Below are 26,408 nucleotides of genomic sequence, written 5' to 3' on the forward strand. Positions count from 1 at the left end.
ATAAATCATTTCCTTCCTTAAATATTCTAATTGGTTTATCGCATTAAGCTATCGTGATGGTTTTAGTGGCTTTAACTATTTCTTTTTTTGGTATCTCTACATTTAGAATACCATTTTCATAGCTCGCTTTTATTTTTTCTCCTTCTATAGACTTAGGTAAGGTGAAAGATCTCGTAAAGGACTGATAAGAAAATTCCTTAGAAGTGTACTTATGTGTTTCCTCGGGGTTTTCTTTGACAGCTGCAGAAATGGTGAGAAGGTTATTGTCGAGCTCAATTTTAAAGTCTTCTTTCTTGTACCCTGGTGCCGCCAGTTCTACTGTAAATCCGTTCTCCAATTCTCTTATGTTTACTTTTGGTAAAGAGTGTTTTACTTGCGAAGTACGCTTTGTTTGAGGTGCTACATCAGGCAAAAGGAATTCATTAAATAAGTTACTGAATGTAGGATGGGTTGTTCTTAAAAGTGTCATTTCTGTAAAGTTTTAATGTTAATATTGATTTCATATTCAATTTTACAAACCACATTCCACTCATAGAATGTTAATAAATAAATGTCAATTTGTCTTACTTTTGCTTTTTCTGTTTAATTAAAATGACATAATGACTGTATTTTTGTATTATTCTCATTCTATATTTTATTCTAAATACTAGGTCTAGTGTATGTTGCGTAGAGTCATAAATTATATCTTTGCTTAAAATTATATTTTAGATTTTATACACATTATATGTTTGATAGCTCGGAATATCCTAAAGGACTGGATGAGGACCGTTTCACAAAATGGCTGGAAGAAGGGAGAGATAGTAAAATAAGTTATAACTACCTGCTGGTAGTGTGGGATGATTTTGAAGCCGACTATCAGGCGGTGTATGTGGAGGATCGTGAGGAAATCTCTAAATATGAAAGGTATCAGGATACTGCTAATAGAGAATCTTTAATAGCTGCCTATGACTTATATTCTGAGTCACGTATTGTTTAATCGCTTTTTTATTGATTTACTAGTCTTGTAGACCCCGGCCTGCCATAATGGTTGGAATGCACTTTTGAATTCTTGAATATCTGGTTTTTGGTTGTTTAGCAGAAGAAAAATGCAGCAAATAACCTCTTTGGCGGCCTGGTGTAAGAGATTCAAAGGCTTTTTTGAGAAGGGCATTAGCTTTAAGATGCACTATAAATTCATCGGGAATAGGAATTTCAGTGCTTTCTCCCCTGTTGATTTTTAAACCTTTCTTTTCTACTTCTATAGCTGCGTAGATATATGATTTAATGGTCTCTTCAAGCTCTATCACTTGTTTTAATTGTGTTATTTTAATCAATCTCGTAGATTGAGTATTTTCTCCAGCTTTTTCTAAAATTCCAGCAGGATCAGGAATTAGTGCTCCTTTGAAAAAGCTAATGGTGCAGTTATTTTTAAATGCTACCACCATCGCCACATTTTTATTGTTGTAGGTGTAGCAAGGCATACTCCATTTTAACTCTTCTGTAAGTCCACAGCTTAGCACGATGGATCTTAAGGTTATTAATTCCTGGTGCCATGAATGTACTTTACAATCAGGGGTGCCTACCAAAGCACATCTGCCGCAGCCTTCAGCTAGGTAATTATCTATTTTTGGATTCATGTAGCTGATTCGTTTGTCGAAAGTAAGTTGAGGTATTCTGTCTTATTTACTCAAAATAATAAAATTCCGACAAAATGGAATGGTAGAGACTATGATTTAGATGGTATTATATTTTTATACCAAAGCCATTGAGTAGCACTAGTCTTAAACCAACATACATCACTAAAATAGCGGTGAGTACGCCTAAAATCTGCATGTTAAATTTTTTGTTGGTAAGGTAAGAGCCTATGCCACCTCCCAGTGCTACTGCTATTATCAGTTTGAGTGTAAGGCCATCATGAAGTTGGAAAGTGCCAGATGCACCAAGCCCAATGAGGCCGGCTACTGAGTTAACAAAAATAAAGAAGGAGGCTAATGCTGCTACTGTACGAGGGTTAGCCCAGTTGAGCAGATTGAGAACAGGGGATAGAAAGATGCCGCCGCCAATGCCAGAGACACCAGACAGTAAACCTATGGCTCCTCCAAGGCCTAGTTTTTTAGCTGAACCAAATTCTTTAGAATCTAATTTGGTCTTAACAAATCTTAGTATTAAAAAGCATCCTGATAACATAAGAGCGGTTCCCAGAATCAAGAAAAAGCTAGATTGGGAGAGGCGCACCTGGGCTCCAAAGTAGGCCAGCGGTATGCTGACTACCAAAAAAGGCCAAAAAAGCTTTATATTAAATACTTTGTTTTTGATGAAAAGGATGGTGCCTATTGATACCACGCAGATGTTGAGCAGTAGGGCGGTAGATCTTATTTCGTAAAACTCAGTAAGAAATAAGCTTAAAATAGCCAGATAGCTTGATCCGCCTCCAAAGCCAACGGAGCTATAAAAAAGAGCTATAAAAAAGAAAATAAAGGGTAAATACTCTATGGTCATTGATGAAAAGCCGGACTTTAGGAGATAAGTAAGCACTGTACTTTCTCCCCACGTTCAATTTTTTTAGGTTCAGGGATGTATACGAGTGCATTGCCTATTGCCATCGATCTAATCATGGATGACATTTGGCCGTCCAAAATAGTTACTTCGCTATTTTTTACACTTGCCTTCAAGAATGCGGGCCTATCTCCCTTGAGCTCATAATGGTGAGTTAAAGGCAGGTTCACTTTTGGTAGTCCGTCGCTTTTTCCACCACTCAGCCGTTGTAATAGAGGTAATACATGAATGTAAAAGCAAGAGAGGGAAGAGGCTGGGTTTCCCGGTAGGGCAAATACAAATTTATCACCTTTCCGGCCGAAATAGAGTGGTTTCCCAGGCTTTTGAAAGACTTTGTAGTAAATCTCTTTAACGCCATTTTCTTCTAGTGCTTCTTTTACATAGTCATAATCACCCACAGAGATGCCACCGGATAGTAAAAGCACATCGGTTTGCTCTAGATAGCTGGATATTCCTGATTTTATCAGTTCAAAATTATCTTCAATTTGTTGTTTTTCGCAGCAGTTAAACCCTTGTTCTAACAAGGCACCGCAGAGAGCATGGCTGTTAGATTCATAAATCTGTCCTTTTTTGCGCTCTTGGCCTGGCATTATGAGCTCGTTGCCTGTGGTGATTAGCTTTATGGTAGGCTTTTCATACACTTTTACCATTGTTTTGCCTAAAGAGGCTAACATGCCTAGTGAAGCAGCATTGATGTAATGGCCGGTAGTAAATACTTCTTGTCCTTTCTTTAGTTCATCGCCTATGGCTCGTATATTTTGGCCAGCCTTTATTTCGCCAATAATGGTTAACTGCTTATCTTCTGCAGAGGTTTTTTCCTGCATAACTACCGCTGTAGTGTTCTCGGGCACCTTGCCTCCGGTGAAAATACGGATCGCCTGGCCGTCCTCAAGTGCATGATCCACTGTGCTGCCGGCAGCCACTTCGCCCACTATATGGTAGTTTTCGTAAATGCCGCACACCGCATAGCCATCCATAGCAGAATTATTAAAGTCAGGCATAGAAAAGGGAGCAGTAATAGTTTCTGCCAGGTGATAACCCAGGGCAGATGAAAGCTCTTTTTCTACAGGTGTAGTTTTTATGTTTTGCGATTGTACTAGTTTGAGTGCTTCTTTTATGGAAATCATTATCCGCCTATTGAGATCATTGAACGATTTTTTTCATAATGCTCCGAGTCCATTTTTACATCCATGCCATCTCGAGAGTATTTCTTTTCTTGTATGCTACTTAATATGAGAGGTTCCAGCTCTTCGCCCTGTCTGAAAGGAGTAAGAAGGTCTGTTTCTGAATTAGCGAAAAGACAGTTTTTCATCTTTCCGTCAGCAGTAAGGCGTATGCGGTTGCATTCAGAACAGAAGGGTTCAGTAATGGTGCTTACAATACCAAAAGATCCTGCATGGCCTTTCACCTTATAATTGACAGAGGTGCTGTGTTTAGGGTTCTTTAATGCTTCTATTTTACCAAACTTATCACTGATGTTTTTTAAAATACTGTCTTTACTCACGCCTTTGCTCCAATCCCATTTATTACCTTTAAAGGGCATAAACTCAATGAATTTGATAGCCAGGTTTTGGTGTTTGGTTAATTCAATAAAATCATTGATTTCATGATCATTGACATCCTTAATTAATACTACATTGAGTTTTATTTCAAAACCTTTTTCCAGACCGGTTTTCAGGTTGTTCATAATGCGCTCGTAATAGTCGCGCTTAGTGATGAAGATGGATTTGGCTTTATCTAATGTGTCCAGGCTGAAGTTGATCTTTTTTAAACCCACTTCCTGAAAAAGGTCAAAATACCTGTCTAATAAAATGCCGTTAGTAGTGATTTTTAAAGTGACTCCCAGCTTGGCAAGTTCACGTATTAAAAAATCAAAGTTTTTGCGAATCAAAGGCTCACCGCCAGTAAGACGAATGGTGTCTACACCCAATTTTCTGAAGGTGGAGGATATACTGATGATCTCTTCCAAAGTCATAATGCTGGGCTTATCCATTAGCTGAATGCCATCTTCTGGCATGCAGTAGAAGCAACGCAGGTTGCATCGGTCAGTCAGCGATATGCGCAGGTAGGAGTGTGGTCGTCCGAATCGGTCTACTATCTGTGAGCTCATATTAGTCGTGTCTAGATCCTTTTAATACTTCAAATACATGTAGTAAATGGGGGAAAACAGCGTCCATGCATTCTTTAGCTGCGTTAGATGATCCTGGAAATGCCAGAATCACTTTGCCATTTTTAATGCCTGCTACTGATCTTGAAAGCATAGCAAATGGTGTGCGCTGCTGTCCGTAGCTTCTTATTTGCTCTTCTACGCCTTGTAAAGTGGTATCAAGCAATGGTCTGATGGTGTCCGGAGTTACGTCTCTGGGGCCTGCTCCGGTGCCGCCTGTAAAAATCAGTAAATCGGCAGTTTGAGTATTCACTAACTCGGCAATATCTTTTGCTTCATCAGGAATGATTACATAATCAGTGCTTAAGCCCAAGGCTTCCAGCTTAGAAATGATGATTTTTCCTGCCTTATCTTCTTTCTCTCCTTTAGAAATAGTGTCAGAGCAAACTACTACTTCTGCAGAAAGTTGTTCTTTGGGGGCTTTAAAAGAAGATTTACCTCCTGTTTTCTGTAATAACTTAATGGTGCTGATCTCTACACCTTTATCTACAGGCTTGAGCATGTCATACATGGTAAGTGCAACTATGCTGGCGCCATGCATGGCTTCTACCTCTACACCGGTTTTGTAAATGGTTTTTACAGTCATAGAAATGATGATGTTTAACCCATCAATTTCATAATCTATACCCGTGTATTCTATGGGTAGGGGGTGGCAGTCAGGTAAAAGATCAGGTGTTTTTTTAACTCCCAGTAAGCCAGCTGCTTTGGCCATTTCAAAAACATTTCCTTTCGGGATCTCATTGTTTTTGATCATAGCAATGGTGTTCTCGCTACTGGTTTTAACAATAGCTTGTGCTGTGGCTACTCTGAGGGTGTTATTTTTATGTGTTATATCTACCATATTGGTATTTAAAGTTCATGAATATTGAATGAAGGCTATTTACTAATGGTTCACCTTCCATTGGTGTGTTTCGTCTTCAAACAGCTCTTTTCCAAACACAGGAACATTGGCTTTTATTTCCTCTACCAGATAGTTGCACGCTTCTATGGCTGCCTTTCTGTGAGCTGATGAGGTGAAAACAAAAAGGCATATTTCTCCGGCTTTCACCGTGCCTAAACTATGATAGATGTGAGAGCAGGTAAGGTCAAATTTCTCAAAAGCTGACTCTCTGATCTCATGAAAGGCTTTATCGGCCATTTCTTCATATGCCGAATACTCTATGGCTGTTACCGTTTTTCCTTCTATTTCATCAGCTCTAACTTGGCCTAGGAAAATACTGTGAGCGCCTATATTAGTTTTGCTTTGGTGGTTAGCTATAGAGGTAGCTATTTTATCTGGACTGATAGGCCCATCTACAAAGACCTTTTTTGGTTTCTTATTGCTCATTTTAATATTTTTTGAATGCCTCCTTCTACATTAATCAGGTTGGTGAAGTCAAAAGTTTCATTTAATAATTCAATGGCTTTTTTGCTTCTAATGCCCGATTGGCAATATACATTAACAGGCTTGTGTGTGGGGATCTCTCTGTACCTATCTCTAAGTTGGCTCAGCGGAATCCTCAATATATTTTTATGTTCTGGTTGTGGTTGTTCATGTGGTTCTCGCACATCCAGGTAAATGGTATTATTATCTTTTAGTTGACAATCAACAGTTTCTAATTTCAACGGTTTTTGAAGAATTGTATTAGCCGCAGCCTCGTTCCGCTTAAATTTTATGATCTGCTCTTGCATAGTTAGCGTATGAATAATCTTAAGCTTGCAGCTTAAAGGATCGCCTAACTCAAGGATCAGTTTTATCGCTTCAGTGGCCTGATAAGTTCCCAGAATGCCGGGGAGTATACCAATTACTCCTGTCTCTTCACAACTAATGTCATTTTTAGGAGCTTTAGGAAACAAGCAGCGGTAGGTAGGGCCATTTTTATAGTTAAATACCGAGATCTGCCCTTCATATTTATAAATAGAAGCATAGATCCAGGGTTTGTTGGTTAGCAGGCAAGTATCATTGATTAAATATTTGGTCTGAAAATTATCAGTGCCATCAATAATGATATCATATTTTTCAATGATACTTATGGCATTTTCAGTATTCAGATTTTCTACGTAAGTGTGAAAGTTAATGTCTGAATTTAATTTTTTAAGGTACTGCTGTGCTGCTTCGGCTTTGGGCTGACCTATGTTATCTTCAGTGTATAAAATTTGACGATGAAGATTGGTGATGTCCACTTTATCATGATCTAATAAGCCTAATGTGCCTACTCCTGCGGCAGTAAGGTATTGTGCTGCCGGGCAACCCAAACCGCCCATGCCTACTATAAGTACTTTGGCATTCTTAAGCTTTTGCTGTCCTTCCAGTCCTATTTCTGGCAGCTTGATCTGTCGGCTATATCGTGATATGTTCTCATTCATAATTTATCCTCCTGCGAAAGGAGGTAATAGGGCTATTTCATCACCTTCTTTTACAGTTCCTTGGTCATTAAGCTCCTGATTGATAGCCACCTGAATGGTTTCTTGGTCATTAAGATTATATTTATGAATACAATAGGCCTTAATTTGACTTGCATTTTGTAGGTCATGTGTAAGTTCCAGGGTTTCACCTGATATCCCGGTCTGTTCTGCGATAGCTCCAAAATACTTGACGGTAACACTGTTGCTCATAAGTTTGTTACTTTAAATTGATGATGTTTTTTGTCATGGATCGTTCCTTGCTTCTCTCTTAGTGGTTTTCCGTTACTGTTGGTGAGTGCGGCCTTTATTTCCGACAGCACGGAAAGAGCTATTTCTGCTGGCGTTTCAGCACCTATATTCAAGCCTATGGGGGCGTATATTTTACTCATCTGTTCATTAGAAATTTCTGTTCCCATCAGTTGAAGATCATCTAACATGCGATTAAACTTCTTTTTTGGACCTAAAATACCTATGTAGGGTATTTCAGGGTAGTTTAGGAGTAGTTTGAGTACTGCTAAATCATAATTATAATTATGGCTAATCAAAACAAAGGCGGCACGGTTATCTATGGTTACGCTATCGAGAAACTGCTCTGGTTTAGTCACGATTACCTGACAGGAACTAATAAAGCGTTCGGGATTAGCATGAGTGGGGCGTCCGTCGGTTACTACTATATCCCAGCCCAATATATCAGCCATATTTGAAAGTACTTGTGCGTCATTACCTGCTCCAACCAGCACTAGGGTAGGAGGTGGGGTGTAATGTTCTAAAAATGCATGCTGAACTTCATCATCTTTATGGTATTCACCAAAATGAGGAAATTCATGCTCTAATACTTTTGATGCATCATTTTTTATCTGTTCAAAAAGTATATCGTCCGAAAGGGTGTTACTAGTGCTTAATTGTGAATCAAATACCAATAAGGTTCCTTTTTGCTCTTTGTGTTTATTCAGGTTAAAGAGGCTTACAATTACTTTTCTCTCTTTAGAGCTTATGACTTCTTTTAAAAGGGCGATCGGATTATTTTCTTCTTCTGTGTTAATGGGCTCGAAAAGTACTTGAATAATGCCATTACAGCCTAGTTGAGCACCTATAACAGCATCATCTTCATCGCTGGTGTCATAAGAGATTAACTTGTTTTTGTTTTGATGCATCGCGTGCAGGGCTTTTCGTAGTGCATCTCCCTCCAGGCATCCGCCACTTATAGCACCAGTCATCAGGCCATTTTCGTCTACCAGCATACGAGCACCGGCTTTTCTGTATGATGAACCTTCTACATGAACCACCGTAGCTAATGTGCACTGAAGGTCTTCGGCCTGTGCTTTTTCAAAAGCTGATATGATTGATTCAAGCTCTCTCATCATTTACTGTTTTCAGTGTCTTCATGGTTAAGGTGTACTTTTACGCTCTACTCTTTTTTAGCTGGAATAAGGTGCTTAAAAAGAGAGTTATGATCATTCTTTATGTCTAACTATTATTCTTTTTGGAGCGGTTTTATATTGATCATTCCAGGTATGGTTAATGGATTATACTATGGCTGTTAGCCAAGCTGCTGATATGCACATGTACTTAATATTGAATGACATGAATAGAGTAGATAGATGAAATTCAACCTCAAAGAATCATATGACATTTGACAAGAATACGATATATTTTTAAATATATAACGGTTAGAGGGAGAGAAATGTTCATGCCTTGAACTATAGAAGATCGAGTATATGCTTTTCCTCGGAAAGAAGTGTTTCTATTTTTTTATTCAGTTCGGAATAGCTTTTCATAATTTGTCGTCCTTTTTCTGTGATTTCTGCTCCTCCACCTTTTGCTCCACCTTTTTGAGATAATACTATTGGCTCGCTCGCTTTACTGTTGAGTGTGTTCACTATGTCCCAAGCTTTTTTATATGACATGCCCATAGTTTTTGCGGCTTTAGAAAGAGAACCTAACTCCTCTATGAGTTGAAGAAGTTGCAATGGTCCGGGGCCAAAAAACTTTTCTTCGTCAACATTGATCCAGCAGCGAAATCGTATTTCTTTCATATGATAATATTGGTAGGTCGCTAAGTTGAGTAAATGCGAGATGCGAATCAAGTTTTGAGTCATTGAACTGTTTTTCCTGAAAAAGCACCAAATCATATTAGAATGTATACATGATGTGCTTTTTGGGACACTTTTATTAATTGATTGTTTGCATGACTTAATAAAGTTGCTGATTTTTTTTATATTCTTGTATATTGAGTAAATAGATGAAATTTGAATATTTCTAAGCAGAGAGCGTAGGTGGGTTTTAATCATCTGGGTATACATAAGTATATAGATTAAGCCGTTTGCTTTCTGAAATAGATTTCGGTGTATCTCGCCGAGATTCATATTGTGAAATAATATACTAGTTTAAAAAAGAATCATGGCAGTATTTAAATTAAAAATTAATGGCAAAAGCCGAGAGGTTGATGTCGATCCTTTTACCCCTTTGCTATGGGTGCTTCGTGATCATGTGGGGTTAGTAGGAACCAAATTTGGATGCGGAATAGCTCAATGCGGAGCATGTACCGTGCATGTGGATGGTAAGGCGGTGCGCTCTTGCCAGATGCCAGTGCAGCTGATAGGAGAGGGGGAAGTAACCACTATAGAAGGTTTGAGTGAAGAGGGTGATCATCCTGTGCAGAAAGCCTGGCTAGAGCAAGATGTACCACAATGTGGCTATTGTCAGGCAGGGCAGATTATGTCTGCTACAGCCTTGCTAAAGGAGAATCCTAACCCTACCGATGAGGAAATAGAGACTGCTATGAGTGGTAATATTTGCCGGTGCGGTACTTATACTCGTATAAAGAGAGCAATCAAATCTGCAGCACAAAATCAAAACGCTTAATTTATGGCTATTTTAAAGACAAAAGTAGGAAGAAGATCCTTTTTAAAGACTTCTGCGCTTGCAGGTGGCGGTTTGATGATCAGCTTTAGCTGGTTGGCCTCATGTAAGTCAGGAAAGGATGAGAAAAAAGTATCAGAAATGCCTGATGAGTGGTTTGAGCTTAATGGGTATTTGAAAATAGGTAATAATGGCGTTGTAACTATCATGTCACCCAATCCGGAGATTGGTCAGAATGTGAAGACTTCTATGCCTATGATAGTGGCAGAGGAGCTCGATGTAGACTGGGAAACGGTAATAGTGGAGCAGGCTCCTTTAGATACAAAGCTATTTACCAGGCAGCTGGCCGGTGGTAGTCAGTCTATCCGCCAAGGATGGAACAGCTTGCGTATGGCCGGAGCTACCGCCAGAGATGTGCTGAGACAGGCGGCAGCTAAAAAGTGGAATGTTCCCAAAGAAGAAATTACAACCTCTAAAAGTGTATTAGAGCATAAGGGTAAGAAGTTAGGGTATGGAGAAGTAGCCGCAGAGGCAGCTTCTATGACGGTGCCTGAAGAAATAGAGCTCAAGAGTAAAGGAGACTTTTCTATAGTAGGTACACCTAGAGTAAATGTAGATGGTAAGAAAATAGTAACGGGCAAGCCTTTATATGGATTAGATATTCAGAAAGAGGGGATGCTGTACGCTATGATGGAGCATGCGCCTGCATTTGGAATGAAACTAAAGTCTTTTGATGCTGCTGAAGCTAAGGCTATGCCTGGTATTAAAGATGTGTTTTCTATGAAATCATACCCTGATGATTATGAGCGTCAATGGTCTGATGTAGCTGCTTTTTCAGAGTTTGTAGTAGTGGTGGGTAACTCTACCTGGGAGGTGCTGAGCGCAAAGAAAAAGCTTAAAGTAGAATGGGAGAAAGGTAGCGAACTAGAAAGTACTGCTGATCATTTGGCTAAATTAGATAATATACCTGATAGTGTGGTGAATGTGGCCCGTAAAGACGGAGACCCTGAAAAGGTATTTCAAAATGCAGCAAAAGTAATTGAGAGGACATACACGGCGCCTTTCTTGTCTCATAATACGTTGGAGCCGATGAACTTCTTTGCTGATGTTACAGCAGATAAAGCTGAGTTTATTGGGCCTATTCAGACTCCTGAATTTATGGAGAAAAGTGCTTCTGCACGCTTAGGGCTGCCTTTGGAAAAGATTGATATTCAGATGACCCGTATGGGGGGTGGTTTTGGCCGTAGGCTCTATGGACACTTCTTGATAGAAGCAGGTGTAATTTCTCAAAAGATGAAGGCGCCAGTAAAGCTAGTATATACGCGTGAAGATGATATGACTTTTGGTACTTATCGTCCTGCCTACAGAGCAGATTACAAAGCGGCATTAGATGAAAATAATAACTTGATTGCCTTTCATGTAAAAGCAGGAGGTATACCAGAAAGTCCTTTGTTTGCTAATCGTTTTCCTGCAGGAGCAGTAGATAATTACCTGGCAGAGTCTTGGACATTGGAGTCTAATATATCAGTAGGAGCATTTAGAGCGCCTCGCTCTAACTTTATAGCAGGTGTAGAGCAAGCTTTTATTGATGAGGTGGCCGAAGCAGCAGGAAAAGATCCTATAGACTTTCGTTTGGAGCTGATGGAGAAGGCTAAAAATGCTCCAGTAGGTAAAGATAATGACTATGACGCCGAGCGCTATGCCGGAGTACTGAGGCTAGTACGAGAGAAGTCAAAATGGGGGAGTGAAGAAAAAGGTGTTCATAGAGGGGTTTCTGCTTATTTCTGTCATGATAGTTATGTGGCTAACGTGGTAGATCTAGAGATGAAGAATAATGAGCCTGTAATTAAAAAAGTTTACTGTGCAGTAGATTGTGGCATAGTGGTTAATCCTATTGCTGCTACTAACCTGGTAGAAGGTGGTACAGTAGATGGTATAGGCCATGCTATGTATAGTGCTATGACTTTTAAGGATGGTAAGCCTGATCAGAAAAATTTTGATACCTACCGTCTTATCCGTCATTCTGAAGCGCCTAAAGATGTTGAAGTACATTTTGTGAAAAGCGACATTGATCCTACCGGGTTGGGAGAACCACCATTTCCTCCGGTGATAGGAGCATTAGCTAATGCTTTATATAAGGCGAGTGGTAAGCGTACCTACAGCCAGCCCTTTATGGCTAAATCTTTCCAGCTAGGCTAAATAGAATCTGGAATAGAAAGGAAAATGATAGCGGTCTTTTGACCGCTATTTTTTTTGTGCTTACAATTAAGTACAGCGTTAAGCATAGCTGTAAATAGGCGGTGAGTTGTTTTTTTGAGTGGAATGTTTGAAGCTGCAAATTTAACATTTAAAGCGTTGGCTAATGCGATTCCTTATTTCAGCTTTTCTTATAATAGATTGAATGACCTATGACAGCTACAATAAAAATTCATTTTTTACCCCATGTAAGATATTCAACTCTTTAGGCTATTTGTGCGTAAAGATTGTTCCTACTGAATGGCATTATAAACATATATTATATGTTCGGAATATCATTTAATCATGGTTAATTGATAATTATGCTTATATTAAAGCATAGAAAATCAGATAGTGATTTTTTGAATTGAAAAATTGTTTAAATGTTATAGTTAGAGAGCTCTAATTGTATTTTATTACTCATAGATTGTGTCAGACTTCGGATGGAGCAGCGTTGAATAGCAATACTAAAAGAGTTCTAATGGAAGCAAGTGTAGCGTTGGAGGTGAAGAAAAGTGTATGTTGAAAATTCAATATATACATATGTAAGTTATACGCTTATAATGTATAGAGCTCTAAGGGGATACGTTTCTGTTGACTTAGAAAGTGAATAATAAAAGCTATATTAACAGCCTGAACATAAATGAACGACTATGAAAATTGTAAAATTAATATCGCTCTTATTTATTCTAGGGGTATTTTTTAGTGCTACATCTTGCCATGATCCTTATGATGAAATTACTAGTCAAACTCAACCAAATGGAGTTCCTCCAGATAGGGCCGGTCCTAGGGATTAATATTATGAGGCGTTGATTCTACCTAAATAAGTTATTATTATTAGAGATTAAATCATAACCAACCTAAACCAAATGAAATGCTTTAATAACTATCATATACTGGTTTTCAGTATTTTCTACTGTATTATGATGATCGCATGTACAGATGCTGAGAAGCGTTATTCCACTGTAGAACTTCCTGATGATGTTAAATCTTTAGAGGCGTTATTGAGAGATGATAATCTTACTATTGATAGTAGATTGTCTGCTTATTATAAACTGAGTAAGATCTTTGAAATAGAAAGTCCGGATTTGGCTTTAAACTATGCCGAAAAGTTAACGTCTTTGTCTATCGAAAAGGAAAGTATTTATTTTCAGGCTCGAGGCACATATATGACTGGGTTATTAGCTACTAACTCAGGTAATTATAAAGAAGCAGTGAATAATTATATTAAGGCGGCAGAGCTTTTTGAAATAACTCAAGAGAATTTATGGCAGGCAGATGCAATAAATAACGTAGGACAGATATTTTACCTAATCCAAGGCTATGATTTAGCGATGAAGTATTTCCAAAAAGCCGCTAAGTTATATGAAATGGAAAATGATTACGATTATTTGTCATTAGCGCTGGCGAATATAGCTAGTTGTTATTACGGAAAGGCTGATTTTGATAATGCTGAAATGTTTTACCAAAAGGCTATTGTTATTCAAGAAGAATCCTCAAATGAAACTGACTATAAACAGAGCAATTATTATCAAAAATTGGGTAATGTATATTTTGAACAGAATAATTACGAGAAGGCTTTGAGTCATTATAGAAAAGCTTTGTCCTTTACTGATCTTACAAATGAGTTTAAATATTCGATATATTTGAATATAGCGAATACATTAAATTATAGTTTTGATTTTGCTAACTCTGAAAAATGGATAGATAAAGCAGCGCAATTAGAAAGTGAAATAAGAATTATAAACGCTCAGCATATTAATAGCCTAAATATCCAAGGTGAACATTATCAATTGAAAGGCAACCATGAGAAAGCGCTTGAAATTTTTGAAAAAGCTATTACTATAGCGGATAAAGATGTTTTTAATGAATACTTGATTAATACTTTGGATTTAATATCTAAATCTCAACGAGCAATGGCTAAGGAAAGTGCCAAGCTGTCGATTAATGATATTTTCAGAATAGAGGATATACGTAGGCAGCAAGAAAAACTCAAGGCTGAAGTGATTGATCAATTGGATTACAAAAAACTGCAGGTATTACTCGATACTGAGATCCAAAATCATTACAAAGATGTGAAGCAATCAGAAATTGATAAGGAGCGCTCTACTATTATTAAAATTGCTAGTGCTTGTATTGCAATCTTTTTCTTTACCATGCTGGGCACTACCTTGTACATCAGAAGTAAAAAAGTCACTTATGAGAACAAGATTAGAAGGGTAAATGATTTACTGAACTCGTAGAGCTGAAAGCGCTGGCTTGAGTTATATCATTGACTTGGATGCGGCCATGCGGCCTTATTTAAGAACCAATATTTAATGTGGTCAATATACCATATTAAAGTTATATCAATGCACATAGAGTGACCCTTCAAGTATCGATGGTCAGGAGTATAGAGTGATAGATGAGGATATTTTTTTCATCACTTTATTATTTCTCAATCCAATTCTTAAAACCTTTATATATTGATTAATGTCGTTTGATTTTGCCTCATCTAATTAGAAGAAGGTGCCTTTTATACTATATAATAGATTCTTATAATAGCTCAAATGTGTTACCTTTGTAAAGGGACATGCATTCAGAGTAAAGTACACATATTAATGTAATGGAAGAAAATTACGATAAACTTTTGGTCAAATGGATTGATGGAGATTTGACGTCTGAGGAAAAAGAATCTTTTGAGAAATCTGAGCATTATCAAAGTTATCGCTCTATTATCGAGGGGGTGTCAAAGTTGAAGGTGCCAGAACAACAGACAGCAGATGAGGCTTATGCTGATTTTCAACGTAAACTTAAGAGCAGTTCTTCTACAAAGGAGGCTAAGGTAGTGAAGTTTCCTATATGGCGATACATGGGTTATGCTGCCAGCATCATATTTGCACTGGCCATAGGCACCTATTTTATGGGTCAAACTACGGTAGAGACAGCTGTGGCTGATCATCAAAATATTACCCTTCCTGATAATTCATTGGTTATGGTTAACGCAGCCTCTGAGTTGACCTATAATAAATACCTTTTCAATTTTACAAGAAAGATTGATTTAGAAGGAGAAGCATTTTTTGAAGTACAGAAAGGGAGTGATTTTACTGTCTCTACAGCTAATGGAAGCGTAAGTGTACTAGGCACGAAATTTAATGTCGCTTCTAAGGCGAGCTTTTTTGAAACGGCTTGTTTTGAAGGCAAAGTTAAAGTTTCTGCCGGAGGTGACAATGAAACACTTACACAGGGACAGAAATTGAGTTTCATGGAGGGTAATAAGAAGATAGAGGACTTTGATATCATTGATTCTTCTAAACCTACATGGGCTAGCGGCAGAAGTACATTCAAGAGTGCTCCACTTCAGCATGTTATCAATCAATTAGAGGCGCAGTATCCTATTACTATAGACTCTAAAGCAGTAGAAAATAAGTTAGCTAGGTCATATACTGGTTTATTTCCTCATGATGATATTGATGAAGCCTTAGAAAATGTATTTTTGCCTATGGGGATCACTTATTCTAAAGACAAGAATGATAATTCTCACATTATATTGAAAAACCAGCAATAATGTAAATAATTGAAGAAGTTGATTTGAGTGATATAATTGTCATTTTTTACTGAAAATATTTTTGATGATTTTCCAAAAGCCTTTAAAATTTCCTGTTTTTGGTGCTGTCATATTTGAACATGTGCATTTGGTCATCTCTTTTGTGGTTTTTCCTTCAGAGTAAGTTAAACTTTTTATCTCGTGCCTAAAGTTGGATATATTGGCTTTGATATTTTTTACATCATTTTTAATCTCATCAATTTCTTTTTGTAGCTTATTTCTCTGAAGCTGATTGAAGGCATGTTCCGTCTCTAGATCATCAAAAAAGCGTCTGAAATGCTTGGGCTTAACATATTCAGGGGTATTGGGCTCGGAATTTTCTCTTGAATCTTTATTCATTACCATGTAGTTAATAATTATACTCTTAATTCTAAATAGAGTACAATACATCTTGCTAAAGCTTTATATTCACAGCTTATAAAACTTTTAGTTGTTATAAGTTGGATTTTCAGAAGGGAGAATGATGATCATTTCTGTTCTGAGAATAATTGCTGTAAATAATCTTCAGCCCAATAATGCTTGTCTCTTCCTTTAACCTTGTATTTATTGGTTTGTCATTTATGAGAAAAACTCAAGTTGCTTTTGGAAGATACATGATACCGAATTTTAAAATATATTAGTACTAATTGAAGTGCGCCCATGATAGCATTAGATAAAACAATTATATTGCTTTTCAGGTGTATACCGTATGAAAACCATAGCGTTGCCGCTATTAAAGAAATGATTAACATAGCCCAGGATAAACCATTTGAGGACCTTGTTTTCCAGGTTCGAAATACCTGAGGCATAAATGAAATAGTTGTTAAAAGTGCAGCAGTAAGACCTATAAATTCGTGTATAGCTTCCATTTTTCTAGTTTTTTAAATTAGCTGAGGTATATCCTCATATATAAAACAGAAAACTAATAATAGACCCTATGAAAAAATGGATTGTTTTGATCTGATAAAGATGAGATGATCTTATTGGCTGCAAGCTTTCACTAAGCCTAGCGTGAAAAACGAATGTTTTTAATTTTTACAGTTAGGAAGAAATAACGGGGGCGAATAATTGATTGTACTTTTGTCTGTTAAACTTTACCTATTTTTTTTCTTAGTGTAACCAGTGCATCATGCATCCATTTTTCTACTGTTTTTACAGAGATATCAAGCATTTCAGCAATTTCCTTATAGGTTTTTTCGTCTATTCTGTTCAGTAGAAATACTTGTCTTTGCTTATCAGGCAGCAACGAAATCTCGCGGTTAATTTTATTGAGGAATTCCTTTTCTTCTAATACAAAATCAGGAGATTCGATGTATAGCAGATTTTTATCTACACTGTCTTGGTGCTTTTGAATGGTTTTTTGCTTATTGACATCATTGAGAAAAGAGTTTCTTGCTAACATAAAAAGATAGCCTTTGGCTTTATCGTAAGGTACATCCTTACAGTTCTTCCATAGCTTTATAAAACTATCTTGCATTAAGTCTTTGGCTTTTTCCAAATCGCCAAATTTATAATAGAAAAGGTTTTGTAAGTATTTGAAATGATCTTTAAAAATTGATCCAAATACTTCTTCGTCACAAACACTTAATTCTTTACTCATAGTCAAATAAATAGGATTTTCTAAACCGTAAATATAGGGTTTTCCTTCTATTTTGATTTAAAAAGAAAGATTCTTCACATTAAAAAAATGTAGCCTTTTGTCTCTACCCATTTCAAAAGAGGAATGATAAGTGGATGACTTAGATATAGAAAAATTTCTTAGGAGTAATAACTAAATGAAATAGAGTAGGTTGGCAGTGATGAAACTGAGGTTTCGTCGGGTATTTATGAGTTAGAGCAATGCAATTGATACTCTTAATTATTTCAGACGGAAAAGGTTTACCACATCCTTACCTAGTAAATGTAATTAATTTTCAGTATTAGGATGAGGTAAACCTGGAGGGGTTCGTGTTAATGAAAGTATAATAGTATGACGTATTTATAATAGAGTGGTGGGGTACTGCAAGTTTTTATTCTAAATCCAGCTCTCTTACACCCTTTACATCCCTTCTTGTATCTACCGCATTTCTTATGGCTTCTTTCAGTTGCTGTCCTTCTTTGAGACCTTTCATTGTAAGAATGGGGTTAGACCTATCCGTGGTATCTAATACAATATTGGATAGCCCCACTATTCTTAACAAAAATGGTTTTTCCAGCCTGAGGTCTTTTACCCTGTATAGCTCTGTTTCGTCTATGGTTTTAGAAAATATACCCTTTTGCTCTATAATACGCTGACTGGTTATTTCGAACCGATGCAGATGGGTATCATAATATTTCCATAAGGCCAGTAGTAAGCCTAGGCCAAAGACCAAGGAAAGGGGAATGCATAGGAGGTAAAATCCAAAGTTTACCCACTGAGAAGGTGCTCCTTCCCAAATATTTTGTTCGTTCATAATTATTTTGTGTTAGGATGTCAATGTTGTGCAACAGAGTCGAAATGATGAAATAAGCAACTATTAGAGTTAAGGAATCATAGATAGTTGCCAACAAACAGCATGTTATTATAGTAAGCAGTTTCAAGGCAACTATCAATTTTGTTTTATTAGGATATTGCTAGGCAGAGAGGCTAAGTTCGGATAAACATTCATCTTCAATGGCCATCTTGAATATGCCACGATAAACACCTTGATCGTTTTCTTCGACAATGCTGAACCTCAGTTTCATACTTTTAATCTGTACCTCACTTATTTCATATAGCTTGGCCAGCACCTTGAAGTATATGTAGTTGCTGTCCATACCTTCGAGGTCAAAGTAAGCGGTAGGCATTAAAATTTGTGTTTGTTTTTCAGCAGTCTTGGCGGCATTTAATGCACTAGTGATTTGAGTTGCAGTGATCATAATTTTTATGGTTTAGTTAAGTTAATGCTAATGTTATAGGGTGATTTTAACTGACAAAAAATTAGAAGTCAGATAAAACCTTATGCTTTTACATAGTTTAAAGTTTAAAAGTTGACTTGGCTTCAGAGGCAGATTGGATCATTTATTTCGTACCCTTCCGCAATCTGATATGAAAACAGTTAATGTTTTTCTGACCCTATACATGTTCATGAAAAAATGAAGAATTAAAAGGGAAAATGATGCTTTTAATAGTGTAAGTGGTTGATTATAAGGTGATATGAGTTTTTAATAATTTTTTATTTCTCTATTCACTTTTAACTATATCTAATTGAAGTAAGTGATATTAGCAGTGCACAGCAATATCTTAGATCTAGCATATGCTTATTAAGCTCCGATAAGCAGGAACAGTCATTAAAAAGTCAATATCAACGCATAGGGTATTTTCCTACTCACTTGTTTTTACCATAAGAACCACAATAACCAGATCGTAGTGCTGGTAATATTGATTAACACAAGATTGGTTCTTTAAAAGGTATAACGATAAAACAAAACAATAATGAGAACTATTCAACTTTTGCTTGGAGCAATGATGCTTATAAGCTCTTATATAGCGAATTGCCAACCTAAAAGAGAAATAAGAAAAGCGGAGAAAAGATTTGAAAAATCTGCTTTTGAAGAGGCTAGGGTTATGTTTATGGATCTGGCCAACCAAGGGTATCGCTCACCCGATGTGCTGGGTAAAATAGGGGACTCGTATTATTATGAGGGGGATATGGGAAATGCATTGGAATGGTACGCAGAGTTAATTACGAAATATAGTGATTATCATAATGATTATCTGTTTAGGTATGCACAGAGTCTTAAAAGCCTGGAATTATATAATAGATCCATGGAGGCCATACGAGAGTTTTACCTACGAAAAGGTGCTGACCCTGGACTTGTGCTGAAAAGAGATAAAGAGGGGTATTTGAAGCTAATAGGCAAACAGTCGGACAGGTTTAGCATTGAGCCTTACGGAAATAATTCAGCGTATACTGATTTGGTGTCTAATTTTTCACCCTATGGAGGGCTTATGTTTTCTTCTGACAGGTATTCTGCTCCTCTTTATAGAGTAAATCCATCTTCGCAAACCTCTTTCGATATCTATGATGCGACGGCTGGTGAGCATAATAAAATTACTGAGGTAATCAACACCAAGCTGCACGAATCTTCACTCGTTTATTCAAAAGATCAAAATACTGTTTATTTCACAAGGAGTTATAAAGGTGAAGATCAAAATGCTCAAGCCATTTTAGGTATGCCTAACATGGCTCTATACAAGGCCAACCTAGAGGGCGGACAATGGACTAATATTAAGAAACTGCCTTTTAATAGTAAAAAGTATTCAGTTTCGCACCCAGCATTGAGTTCGGACGGAAATACTCTGTTTTTTGCCAGTAATATGCCAGGCAGCAAAGGGAAATGGGATATTTTTTCTGTAGCTATAAAGCATGATGGTTCTTTGGGTGAGCCTGTAAATCTGGGTAATGCCATTAATACTTTAGGTAACGAAACATCTCCTTTTGTAGCAGGAAACGGTGATTTGTATTTCTCTAGCGATACCCACTTCGGACTCGGAGGGTTTGATGTTTTTGTGAGTAGGTATGAGAATGGAGAGTATCAGGAACCCGTTAATCTGGGAAAACCTGTTAATTCAATGCAAAATGATGTTTCGTTTATTATTAATGATACCACTAAGGTGGCTTACTTCTCCAGCGACCGTAAAGTTGATGATGATCGTAAGAGTGATTATAATATTTACGAATGTAAGCAGAAACAAAATTTCATATTTGATTGTGACTTATTGGTACGGGGCAGGGTTACTGATCCTGTCACCAAAAAGGGTATTCCTTCATGCGAGGTAAGGCTATTTGATGAGGAGTTTAATGAAGTAGACAGTACCTTCACTGATGATAACGGCTATTATAAGCTTAGTTTGCTATGTTCAGATACGCAGCTCATTCAGGTGGGTAAACCTAACTATTACCTTACCGAGAAAATTATTCATAACAATGGAATAGCTAAGAGGGATGTTTCACTACCTATTAAGTTAACAAAAGGTAAGGGGCTCCTAACGGCCAATGTTTATGCAGGGGAGGGCTTCGATAACCTAATAGAGCTTTCAGATATTTATTTCGATCTGGATGCTTCAAAAATCCGCCATAAGGAAGCAAAGGAAATTGATAAGGTGATATCCGTACTAAAGCAAAATCCAGGGTTTAATATTAAGATCAGATCTTACACAGATAGCAGGGGTAGTGAGGTATATAATAAGAAACTTAGTAACAGAAGGGCCATTGCTACTAAAAACTATCTTGTGAATAAAGGACATATTGCTGCTGATAGAATTTCTACAGAGGGACTGGGACAGTCCAGGGCCATTACACACTGTGGTGGCAACTGTACGGAAATAGAAAATCAGCTTAACAGGCGCAGTGAGTTTGTTATCCTCAGGTGATTTACTTCTTAACGCCAGCGAATATAATGCTCACACTATGTATACCTAAAACATTGAGTCATTCATTTAAAACACTAATATTATGACGGATAAAACACCGGAAACAGAAAACACCGCAGGCCTATCCAGTGAAAAAAAGGCTACGGTCTTGCCTGAAGATCGTGGTAAAGAAGGACAGGAGGTAGGTGCGAAGGAAAATAAAGAATTTCAATATAAAAACCCTGGTCAGGATTTCGCAGGAGTGCCCCCTAAGCAGCCAGGAAATAGTCTTGTAGGCAAAGGATTAGCCGGTAGTGCCGGTGTATTTTTGGGGTTGCTTTTCGGAGGTCCGTTTGGAATGCTCATAGGTTTGGGGGTAGGGGTAGTGGCGGTGCCTATAGTTCAAAAGCTGACTAACCTTACCGAAAAATCGGCAAAAATGGCAGGGAAGGCCATCGTGAAGGAGTCTTCAAAGAGAATCAGAAAACGTAAAGAGAAACGCAAAGAAAAAAAGCTGTCTAAAGACAAAGTTAATAAATTGCATAAAGACAGGCCCAGAAAAGCGACCCGTAAAACGGAGGGACTGGCTACGACTGGGCGTTCCACCCCTGTGGAATTTGACCTAAAGGCAATGACGAAGATTTCTAATGGACTTAAACCCGACAAAAGATCCAGGAACGGGAAGCTCAGGAACGGGCTATCGTCAAAAATATCAACAGCACAATCTGCAGCAAGGGCTATCAATAATACAACTAAAATAGTTAAGGCTGCACGACTGCGTCGCTAATGGCTATTAACTTCCCAAGCTGGCAGAAGTATAAATGAAATCCAAATTAATATTCATTCGCGATTTTACACCAACCGCGGATGAAGTTGCAATCAAAGATTTCATGTGACCACTTAAAATATACATGAAGGTATTTTAGAAACGCATAAGAAAGGGCTAATTGCTCTCTCTTATGCGACTATGAGCCGGGTGTGAATACAGCTGATCCCTTCTGATGACTATTGATAATCCTGAACCATGCTTATCGAAAACTTGCCTTCGTAAGTTCATAAGTGCTGTGCTCCGTGTCTCCTTGCAGAAGCTTTCGTAAATAGCTGGAAAGAAGGTCCACCTCATTATTAGAAACCTGAGGACTGATTTAAAAATTCTTTTATCATTTTAGTAAAGCAACATTGCGTACAGGGCTAGTGGTTCTATAATCGAATGCAGTCTTGTTTTTTCCTCATTCTATAGCATGATTATGTTCATTTTTCCAGTCGATGAAAAACGAACCAAAAAATCTTCCTTTCCACAAGGTCTTCCAAAAAGGTGATGCAGTCCTTTACTTCTTATGTACCACCAAGGACTTGAGATAGTATCTGCCTTTCAATTGTGTTGGTGGCCCGACTGAGTGGAAAGGTGGTGTTGGTGTATAAATTTCGCTATGATTATAGTCGAACTTAGGTTTATAAATCTGATTATTATCTTCAGGTAACGTAGATGTAACCTCGGCACATATCGAAGTTTTGTTTAAAGAAGTCAGTACTACAGTTATGTTAGAGCCTTGGAAAGATTAAGAATCACTTAATAGGTACCTGGCTCAGCCAGCAGTAATTTCCCATTATTCTGGAAAATGAATTTTTCTTATTTCCAGTGCTTATATATGGTAAATATCGCTAACCGTCAAACCTCATCTGCCTTTGCCCCTGGATTTTTTTAGTAGCACATTCTTTATAGAGCTTTCAATTTTTGTTTTAACCTGTTTAGTTTTAGGTTTAACTTTCGCTTCCATAAAGGATTTAAAATCCACTTTACCAGAGGGGCTGTTTAATGTTTTTTCCGCCTTATAAGCCCACTGCTTAAGTTTGTCGGTGAGTTTTTTTGTGGTATTAACGGGAGCTGGTACAAGTTCTTCTCTTTGTGCTGTTGTATGCCAAGTACTGTAACTAGCATCTAAGCTATCACTCAGTAACCATCTTTTTACCCGTTCTGCTTTGGGAGCTTTTTCATCAAAAGAAGGTTGCTGTTTCCTAACATTTTTAAGGATTCTATTTGTTCACTTTTACGGAAGGTTGTCTATCCAAAGCATCGTGATAGATGGTGCCCGATTCTGATGAGTTATTATTTTCTTTATTCATTACTATATTGTTAACGTTATAGATTTATTGGTGTAATCTTTCGGCCTCGTCCTTATGGCTAACGGAGTTTTATATATAATTGAATTATTATTTTTCTCCACTGGCCTGTAAAGTAGCACCACCATGTTTCGTAACCCGCGGCCTGGCAGTGATTTTAAGCGGTTTATGTGTTATACCTTTTTCGGTAGCTTTAGTGGCCCATAAGTAGCCTTCCCCAGGGTTGAGTACATTCAGGTCTTGGGGTGACAATATTTCTAATTGAGTTAATGCATTTTTAATATGAGTTAACCAATGGGGGCTGTTAAATTTATGCAGCATCACAATAGAGCTGAGCTCGATGATCTCTGTAGGTAAACTGGGAGGATCCTGACTGGCAATCATAATGTTAACCCCTTTGTGCCTCATCTCCCGGATGGCCGTCACAATATTGGAGGTAAGATCCTTATTGTCCATATATTTATGTGCTTCATCAAAAACAATGAATTTATTGAAATGCTTACCGTCTATTTTTTGAACTCCAGAAAAGATATTGAGTATTATAACGAAAAGCCCCAGGGCTTCATCTTTATCAATAAACTCATCTCTAAGATCCACAATGATAAGTCTGCCTGGGATTAACAGATTTCTGAGCAGTGAATTATCATCAATGTATTCATCAGCAAAATCGAGTTTTTGTAAGGCCAGACCTCTTTCGAATTCTGTAAAAAGAGGGGAGGCCAGTACATCCTTTTTGATGGCCTCAGTAGTAATATTCTTTCTGTGTTGCTTCGCTATAGCCTTGAGCTGTCTCACGTAGTTAGCATTGCTGCCTAGTGCACCCAACATAAACATCCAGTCTTTTACGTTGAGCTCAGTTGGGTTAAACGAAATGGGCTTAACTTGTACCGAGGGATATTCCAGTTGCTTTTCAACCATTTTATCTTTAGGACATAAAATAACAACATCATCTAGCTTATTAGGGTCTGCTCCGTACCTGCGTTTTAGCTTTTCAAGTTCTTTTTCCTTGTCATTCGGATGGATCATAGAAGTGAATTCGGGTTCATAATCCATACTTTCACTGTAATGGAATATAACGCCTGCCAAAGGTGAAGGAAGCTCACTGACATGACTAAATTGCTTGATAACCATTTCTGCTATGGAACCTATAGTATAACTTTTACCGCCTCCTTGCACACCAAATAGGCTTATGGTATTAGTGCCACTGAGGTCTATAGCCACTTTTCTCCCACTAATACTCTCACCAATGAGGCCAAACTGAGAGGTGGGCGAATTATTACCTATTAAAAGGTCATATTCAGGGGTAACGTGCTCTGTAGGTAATGCTATACGCGTCAGGTCATCTTCAAGTATGTCCCAATGCATGAAATTAAGGGATTCATAGTAGGAGGCAATAGTATTCACCAGTTTATTGGCGCTTTTAATATCTGCCTCATTTCTAAAGAAATCTACCAGATACCTTTGTATAGAATGCTTTTTGATGGGCAGCTCCAGTATTCTGTCATAAAGGGTTCTTTCGTGTTGGATTAAAACCTTAACACACTTTAAATTGGTTCTTAGCCGTGCCCTTGTTTGCTCTTTATCAGATAGTAGGTGAGCATCCGGAATAGCCTCAAGCAAATACAAATAGTTACCGATGTTAGTTTCTGTATAGCCCGTTTCCTCTAAAGTTGAGAAGTAATCTATGATGCATTTGTAAGGCAGAGGTTCTCCTCTGAGATAGTCAATACAGGCTATAACATCTTCCTCGATAGTTTGCTGTATTTCATTTGAAATTGTAGCCTTTAAAGTCTCAATTAATGATGTTTGAAGTTTTTCATGTGTAATTTGCATGAGCTCTAAGCTTTCCAGGCAGTCAAGGTTCATGTTGTCATCTGCTGGAAGTATGTAGAGCGAACCTGATTGTTTTGTTTCTAAGCTGGCTATCTCACGAGCTGTTATGTAAGCACTTTCACCAGACGTATTTTCAGCAATGATGTAAGCGTTTACTGTAGGATACCCATACTGTATCATTTCTAGTAAGTGGTAAGCCTCCTTATTATCAAAACCTGTCAGCACTTTAGAGGTAGTTGAGCATAAGTTAAGGCTATTATTTATGGAGTCATCTAGTAGTTGACTTAAAATTTTTTCCAGATAAGGGTTTATTGTTTGAGAGACCTGCATGTTGATTTTTTTGGATCCAAAATGTATTATATTCTGGTAGTCCACCACAGCGGATGATGCCGTAATTGGCTTTGGACTACCCTAGGCCAGGTTTTAGAGGAAATTACATTCCACTTACCGTATAGTTTTCAATTAATAGTCCATGGGGGTTTTCTTCTGTTCGGGCAACATTGGTAAGCTCAAATGACGAGTGTAGTTTTTGCGAGCTTTCCAGTTTCTGATCCGTTCTTTTAATGATTACTTTTCCGTAAAACTCTCCTCTGTAGGGGTAGGTATCAGAATCTATGTAGATGTTATCAATCTGAAGTTCATGTTCTAAGTTGTTGGCTACTATGTTAGAATAGTAGCGTTTGGCTTTAAGCGTAAGATAAAGGTCTCTGCCTGAATTACCTATGAGGTATAATGATCTGTTGACACGCTGTTCATAATTAAATTGATCTATTTCAAAAAACAATTTGTGAAATTCTTTAATATGGTTCACTATTTCTGGTTTTCTGAACTGGTCTACTTTATATTTATTTTGGCTATTAAGCATAATGGCTTTTCCCTCATTAGTTACAATGTAAGTAGTATTTAAATATCTGGTGCATAAGGAATATGCCCATACCATACTGCCTATAGAAACCAGTAGGGAGACCCCGAGGCAGATATACAGAGCCTTCTTTACTATGGAGAAGGTAACAGGTATGTCTTTTAATGATTTGAGTTCCATAATTATGTTTTTAGAAAGCTGGAATGATTACAGTACTAACCAATCGGTTAAGTATAACAGTAGTGATGAGTAGGTTAATCGTTATCTATTGTTGCGTAGCGCGATTGGATGTTGTGATTTTAAGGGGCTGTCATAAAAGTGATTTCTAGCGCTGGTTTTTAAAGTAATTCACTTTTATTTGGTCCAGAATTAATTCCTTCCGATAAAGATTTCATATTAAGCCAGGAATAACATCGCTTTTTTTCTGATAGCCTCTTATTTCACTGGTAGCTTGGATGATTTGTTTAAGGTATAAATACCTGAGCAATAA

Annotated in this window: 26 protein-coding genes; 8 read left to right on the plus strand and 18 right to left on the minus strand. The window is 37.6% G+C overall.

The genetic code is table 11. The features are described from left to right. Window positions 1-43 precede the first annotated feature (43 nt). Complete coding sequence (locus tag JL102_RS16025; RefSeq protein WP_202245438.1) at window positions 44-469, minus strand: Hsp20/alpha crystallin family protein; 426 nt, start codon at window positions 467-469, stop codon at window positions 44-46. A gap of 255 nt (window positions 470-724) precedes the next feature. Between JL102_RS16025 and JL102_RS16030 the strand changes: the two genes are divergently transcribed. After that, entirely contained in the window at window positions 725-976 is a 252-nt protein-coding gene (locus JL102_RS16030) for a hypothetical protein (protein WP_202245439.1), read from the plus strand. 19 nt (window positions 977-995) lie between these two features. Here JL102_RS16030 and JL102_RS16035 read toward each other — a convergent pair whose 3' ends face one another. The 10 genes from JL102_RS16035 to JL102_RS16080 form a co-directional block, all read right to left on the minus strand. Beyond that, complete coding sequence (locus tag JL102_RS16035; protein WP_202245440.1) at window positions 996-1,616, minus strand: YdeI/OmpD-associated family protein; 621 nt, start codon at window positions 1,614-1,616, stop codon at window positions 996-998. A 106-nt stretch (window positions 1,617-1,722) separates the two neighbouring features. Beyond that, complete coding sequence (locus JL102_RS16040; RefSeq protein WP_202245441.1) at window positions 1,723-2,478, minus strand: sulfite exporter TauE/SafE family protein; 756 nt, start codon at window positions 2,476-2,478, stop codon at window positions 1,723-1,725. A 17-nt stretch (window positions 2,479-2,495) separates the two neighbouring features. Continuing rightward, window positions 2,496-3,662 carry a molybdopterin molybdotransferase MoeA gene (locus JL102_RS16045; RefSeq protein ID WP_202245442.1) on the minus strand — a complete coding sequence of 389 codons (1,167 nt, stop codon included), beginning with the start codon at window positions 3,660-3,662 and terminating at the stop codon, window positions 2,496-2,498. Beyond that, window positions 3,662-4,645 (minus strand): GTP 3',8-cyclase MoaA, encoded by a 984-nt coding sequence (moaA, locus tag JL102_RS16050; RefSeq protein ID WP_202245443.1) that lies wholly within the window; start codon window positions 4,643-4,645, stop codon window positions 3,662-3,664. Before moaA ends, JL102_RS16045 begins: the two co-directional genes overlap by 1 nt. 1 nt (window position 4,646) lies before the next feature. Then, window positions 4,647-5,543: a bifunctional molybdenum cofactor biosynthesis protein MoaC/MoaB gene (gene moaCB, locus JL102_RS16055; RefSeq protein ID WP_202245444.1), complete on the minus strand. Its 897-nt coding sequence runs from the start codon at window positions 5,541-5,543 to the stop codon at window positions 4,647-4,649. Between the two features lie 42 nt (window positions 5,544-5,585). Further along, window positions 5,586-6,029, minus strand: coding sequence for a molybdenum cofactor biosynthesis protein MoaE (locus JL102_RS16060; protein ID WP_202245445.1), 444 nt, complete (start codon window positions 6,027-6,029; stop codon window positions 5,586-5,588). Continuing rightward, window positions 6,026-7,048: a HesA/MoeB/ThiF family protein gene (gene moeB / locus JL102_RS16065; RefSeq protein WP_202245446.1), complete on the minus strand. Its 1,023-nt coding sequence runs from the start codon at window positions 7,046-7,048 to the stop codon at window positions 6,026-6,028. The genes JL102_RS16060 and moeB overlap by 4 nt, the downstream gene beginning before the upstream one ends. 3 nt (window positions 7,049-7,051) lie before the next feature. Next, the gene (locus JL102_RS16070; RefSeq protein WP_202245447.1) at window positions 7,052-7,297 is read right to left on the minus strand and encodes a MoaD/ThiS family protein; all 246 of its coding nucleotides are present in this window, start codon (window positions 7,295-7,297) and stop codon (window positions 7,052-7,054) included. Next, a complete protein-coding gene (locus JL102_RS16075) occupies window positions 7,294-8,451 on the minus strand; it encodes an XdhC family protein (RefSeq protein WP_237390619.1) in 1,158 nt (385 codons plus the stop codon). The genes JL102_RS16070 and JL102_RS16075 overlap by 4 nt, the downstream gene beginning before the upstream one ends. Window positions 8,452-8,787: 336 nt before the next feature. Beyond that, entirely contained in the window at window positions 8,788-9,123 is a 336-nt protein-coding gene (locus tag JL102_RS16080) for a winged helix-turn-helix domain-containing protein (RefSeq protein WP_202245448.1), read from the minus strand. Window positions 9,124-9,487: 364 nt separating this feature from the next. Here JL102_RS16080 and JL102_RS16085 point away from each other — a divergent pair, with 364 nt between their 5' ends. The 5 genes from JL102_RS16085 to JL102_RS16105 all read left to right on the plus strand — a co-directional run bounded on the left by JL102_RS16085 (window position 9,488) and on the right by JL102_RS16105 (window position 15,731). Continuing rightward, entirely contained in the window at window positions 9,488-9,952 is a 465-nt protein-coding gene (locus JL102_RS16085) for a (2Fe-2S)-binding protein (RefSeq protein ID WP_202245449.1), read from the plus strand. A gap of 3 nt (window positions 9,953-9,955) precedes the next feature. After that, window positions 9,956-12,148 (plus strand): xanthine dehydrogenase family protein molybdopterin-binding subunit, encoded by a 2,193-nt coding sequence (locus JL102_RS16090; protein ID WP_202245450.1) that lies wholly within the window; start codon window positions 9,956-9,958, stop codon window positions 12,146-12,148. Window positions 12,149-12,837: 689 nt separating this feature from the next. Continuing rightward, window positions 12,838-12,981 (plus strand): hypothetical protein, encoded by a 144-nt coding sequence (locus JL102_RS16095; RefSeq protein WP_202245451.1) that lies wholly within the window; start codon window positions 12,838-12,840, stop codon window positions 12,979-12,981. Between the two features lie 72 nt (window positions 12,982-13,053). Next, window positions 13,054-14,427 carry a tetratricopeptide repeat protein gene (locus JL102_RS16100; protein WP_202245452.1) on the plus strand — a complete coding sequence of 458 codons (1,374 nt, stop codon included), beginning with the start codon at window positions 13,054-13,056 and terminating at the stop codon, window positions 14,425-14,427. 362 nt (window positions 14,428-14,789) lie between these two features. Further along, window positions 14,790-15,731, plus strand: coding sequence for a FecR family protein (locus tag JL102_RS16105; protein WP_202245453.1), 942 nt, complete (start codon window positions 14,790-14,792; stop codon window positions 15,729-15,731). A 39-nt stretch (window positions 15,732-15,770) separates the two neighbouring features. Here JL102_RS16105 and JL102_RS16110 read toward each other — a convergent pair whose 3' ends face one another. From JL102_RS16110 to JL102_RS16130, 5 genes are all read right to left on the minus strand, one after another. Further along, window positions 15,771-16,109, minus strand: a complete 339-nt coding sequence (locus JL102_RS16110; protein ID WP_202245454.1) for a hypothetical protein — start codon at window positions 16,107-16,109, stop codon at window positions 15,771-15,773. A gap of 215 nt (window positions 16,110-16,324) precedes the next feature. Continuing rightward, the gene (locus JL102_RS16115; RefSeq protein WP_202245455.1) at window positions 16,325-16,618 is read right to left on the minus strand and encodes a SemiSWEET family sugar transporter; all 294 of its coding nucleotides are present in this window, start codon (window positions 16,616-16,618) and stop codon (window positions 16,325-16,327) included. A 218-nt stretch (window positions 16,619-16,836) separates the two neighbouring features. Beyond that, window positions 16,837-17,349 carry an RNA polymerase sigma factor gene (locus JL102_RS16120; RefSeq protein WP_202245456.1) on the minus strand — a complete coding sequence of 171 codons (513 nt, stop codon included), beginning with the start codon at window positions 17,347-17,349 and terminating at the stop codon, window positions 16,837-16,839. Between the two features lie 409 nt (window positions 17,350-17,758). Then, a complete protein-coding gene (locus JL102_RS16125) occupies window positions 17,759-18,181 on the minus strand; it encodes a PH domain-containing protein (RefSeq protein WP_202245457.1) in 423 nt (140 codons plus the stop codon). Between the two features lie 160 nt (window positions 18,182-18,341). Then, complete coding sequence (locus tag JL102_RS16130; protein WP_202245458.1) at window positions 18,342-18,626, minus strand: hypothetical protein; 285 nt, start codon at window positions 18,624-18,626, stop codon at window positions 18,342-18,344. Between the two features lie 556 nt (window positions 18,627-19,182). Between JL102_RS16130 and JL102_RS16135 the strand changes: the two genes are divergently transcribed. Next, window positions 19,183-21,123, plus strand: a complete 1,941-nt coding sequence (locus JL102_RS16135) for an OmpA family protein (RefSeq protein ID WP_202245459.1) — start codon at window positions 19,183-19,185, stop codon at window positions 21,121-21,123. An 82-nt stretch (window positions 21,124-21,205) separates the two neighbouring features. Beyond that, entirely contained in the window at window positions 21,206-21,889 is a 684-nt protein-coding gene (locus JL102_RS16140) for a hypothetical protein (RefSeq protein ID WP_202245460.1), read from the plus strand. A 1,424-nt stretch (window positions 21,890-23,313) separates the two neighbouring features. Here the strand turns inward: JL102_RS16140 and JL102_RS16145 are convergent. Both JL102_RS16145 and JL102_RS16150 read right to left on the minus strand, forming a co-directional pair. Further along, window positions 23,314-25,386 (minus strand): ATP-binding protein, encoded by a 2,073-nt coding sequence (locus JL102_RS16145; protein ID WP_202245461.1) that lies wholly within the window; start codon window positions 25,384-25,386, stop codon window positions 23,314-23,316. A 103-nt stretch (window positions 25,387-25,489) separates the two neighbouring features. Continuing rightward, window positions 25,490-26,098 (minus strand): hypothetical protein, encoded by a 609-nt coding sequence (locus JL102_RS16150; protein WP_202245462.1) that lies wholly within the window; start codon window positions 26,096-26,098, stop codon window positions 25,490-25,492. Between the last annotated feature and the right edge of the window lie 310 nt (window positions 26,099-26,408).

Origin of the sequence: Fulvivirga sediminis, from assembly GCF_016757215.1 — a bacterium.
Classification (GTDB): domain Bacteria; phylum Bacteroidota; class Bacteroidia; order Cytophagales; family Cyclobacteriaceae; genus Fulvivirga; species Fulvivirga sediminis.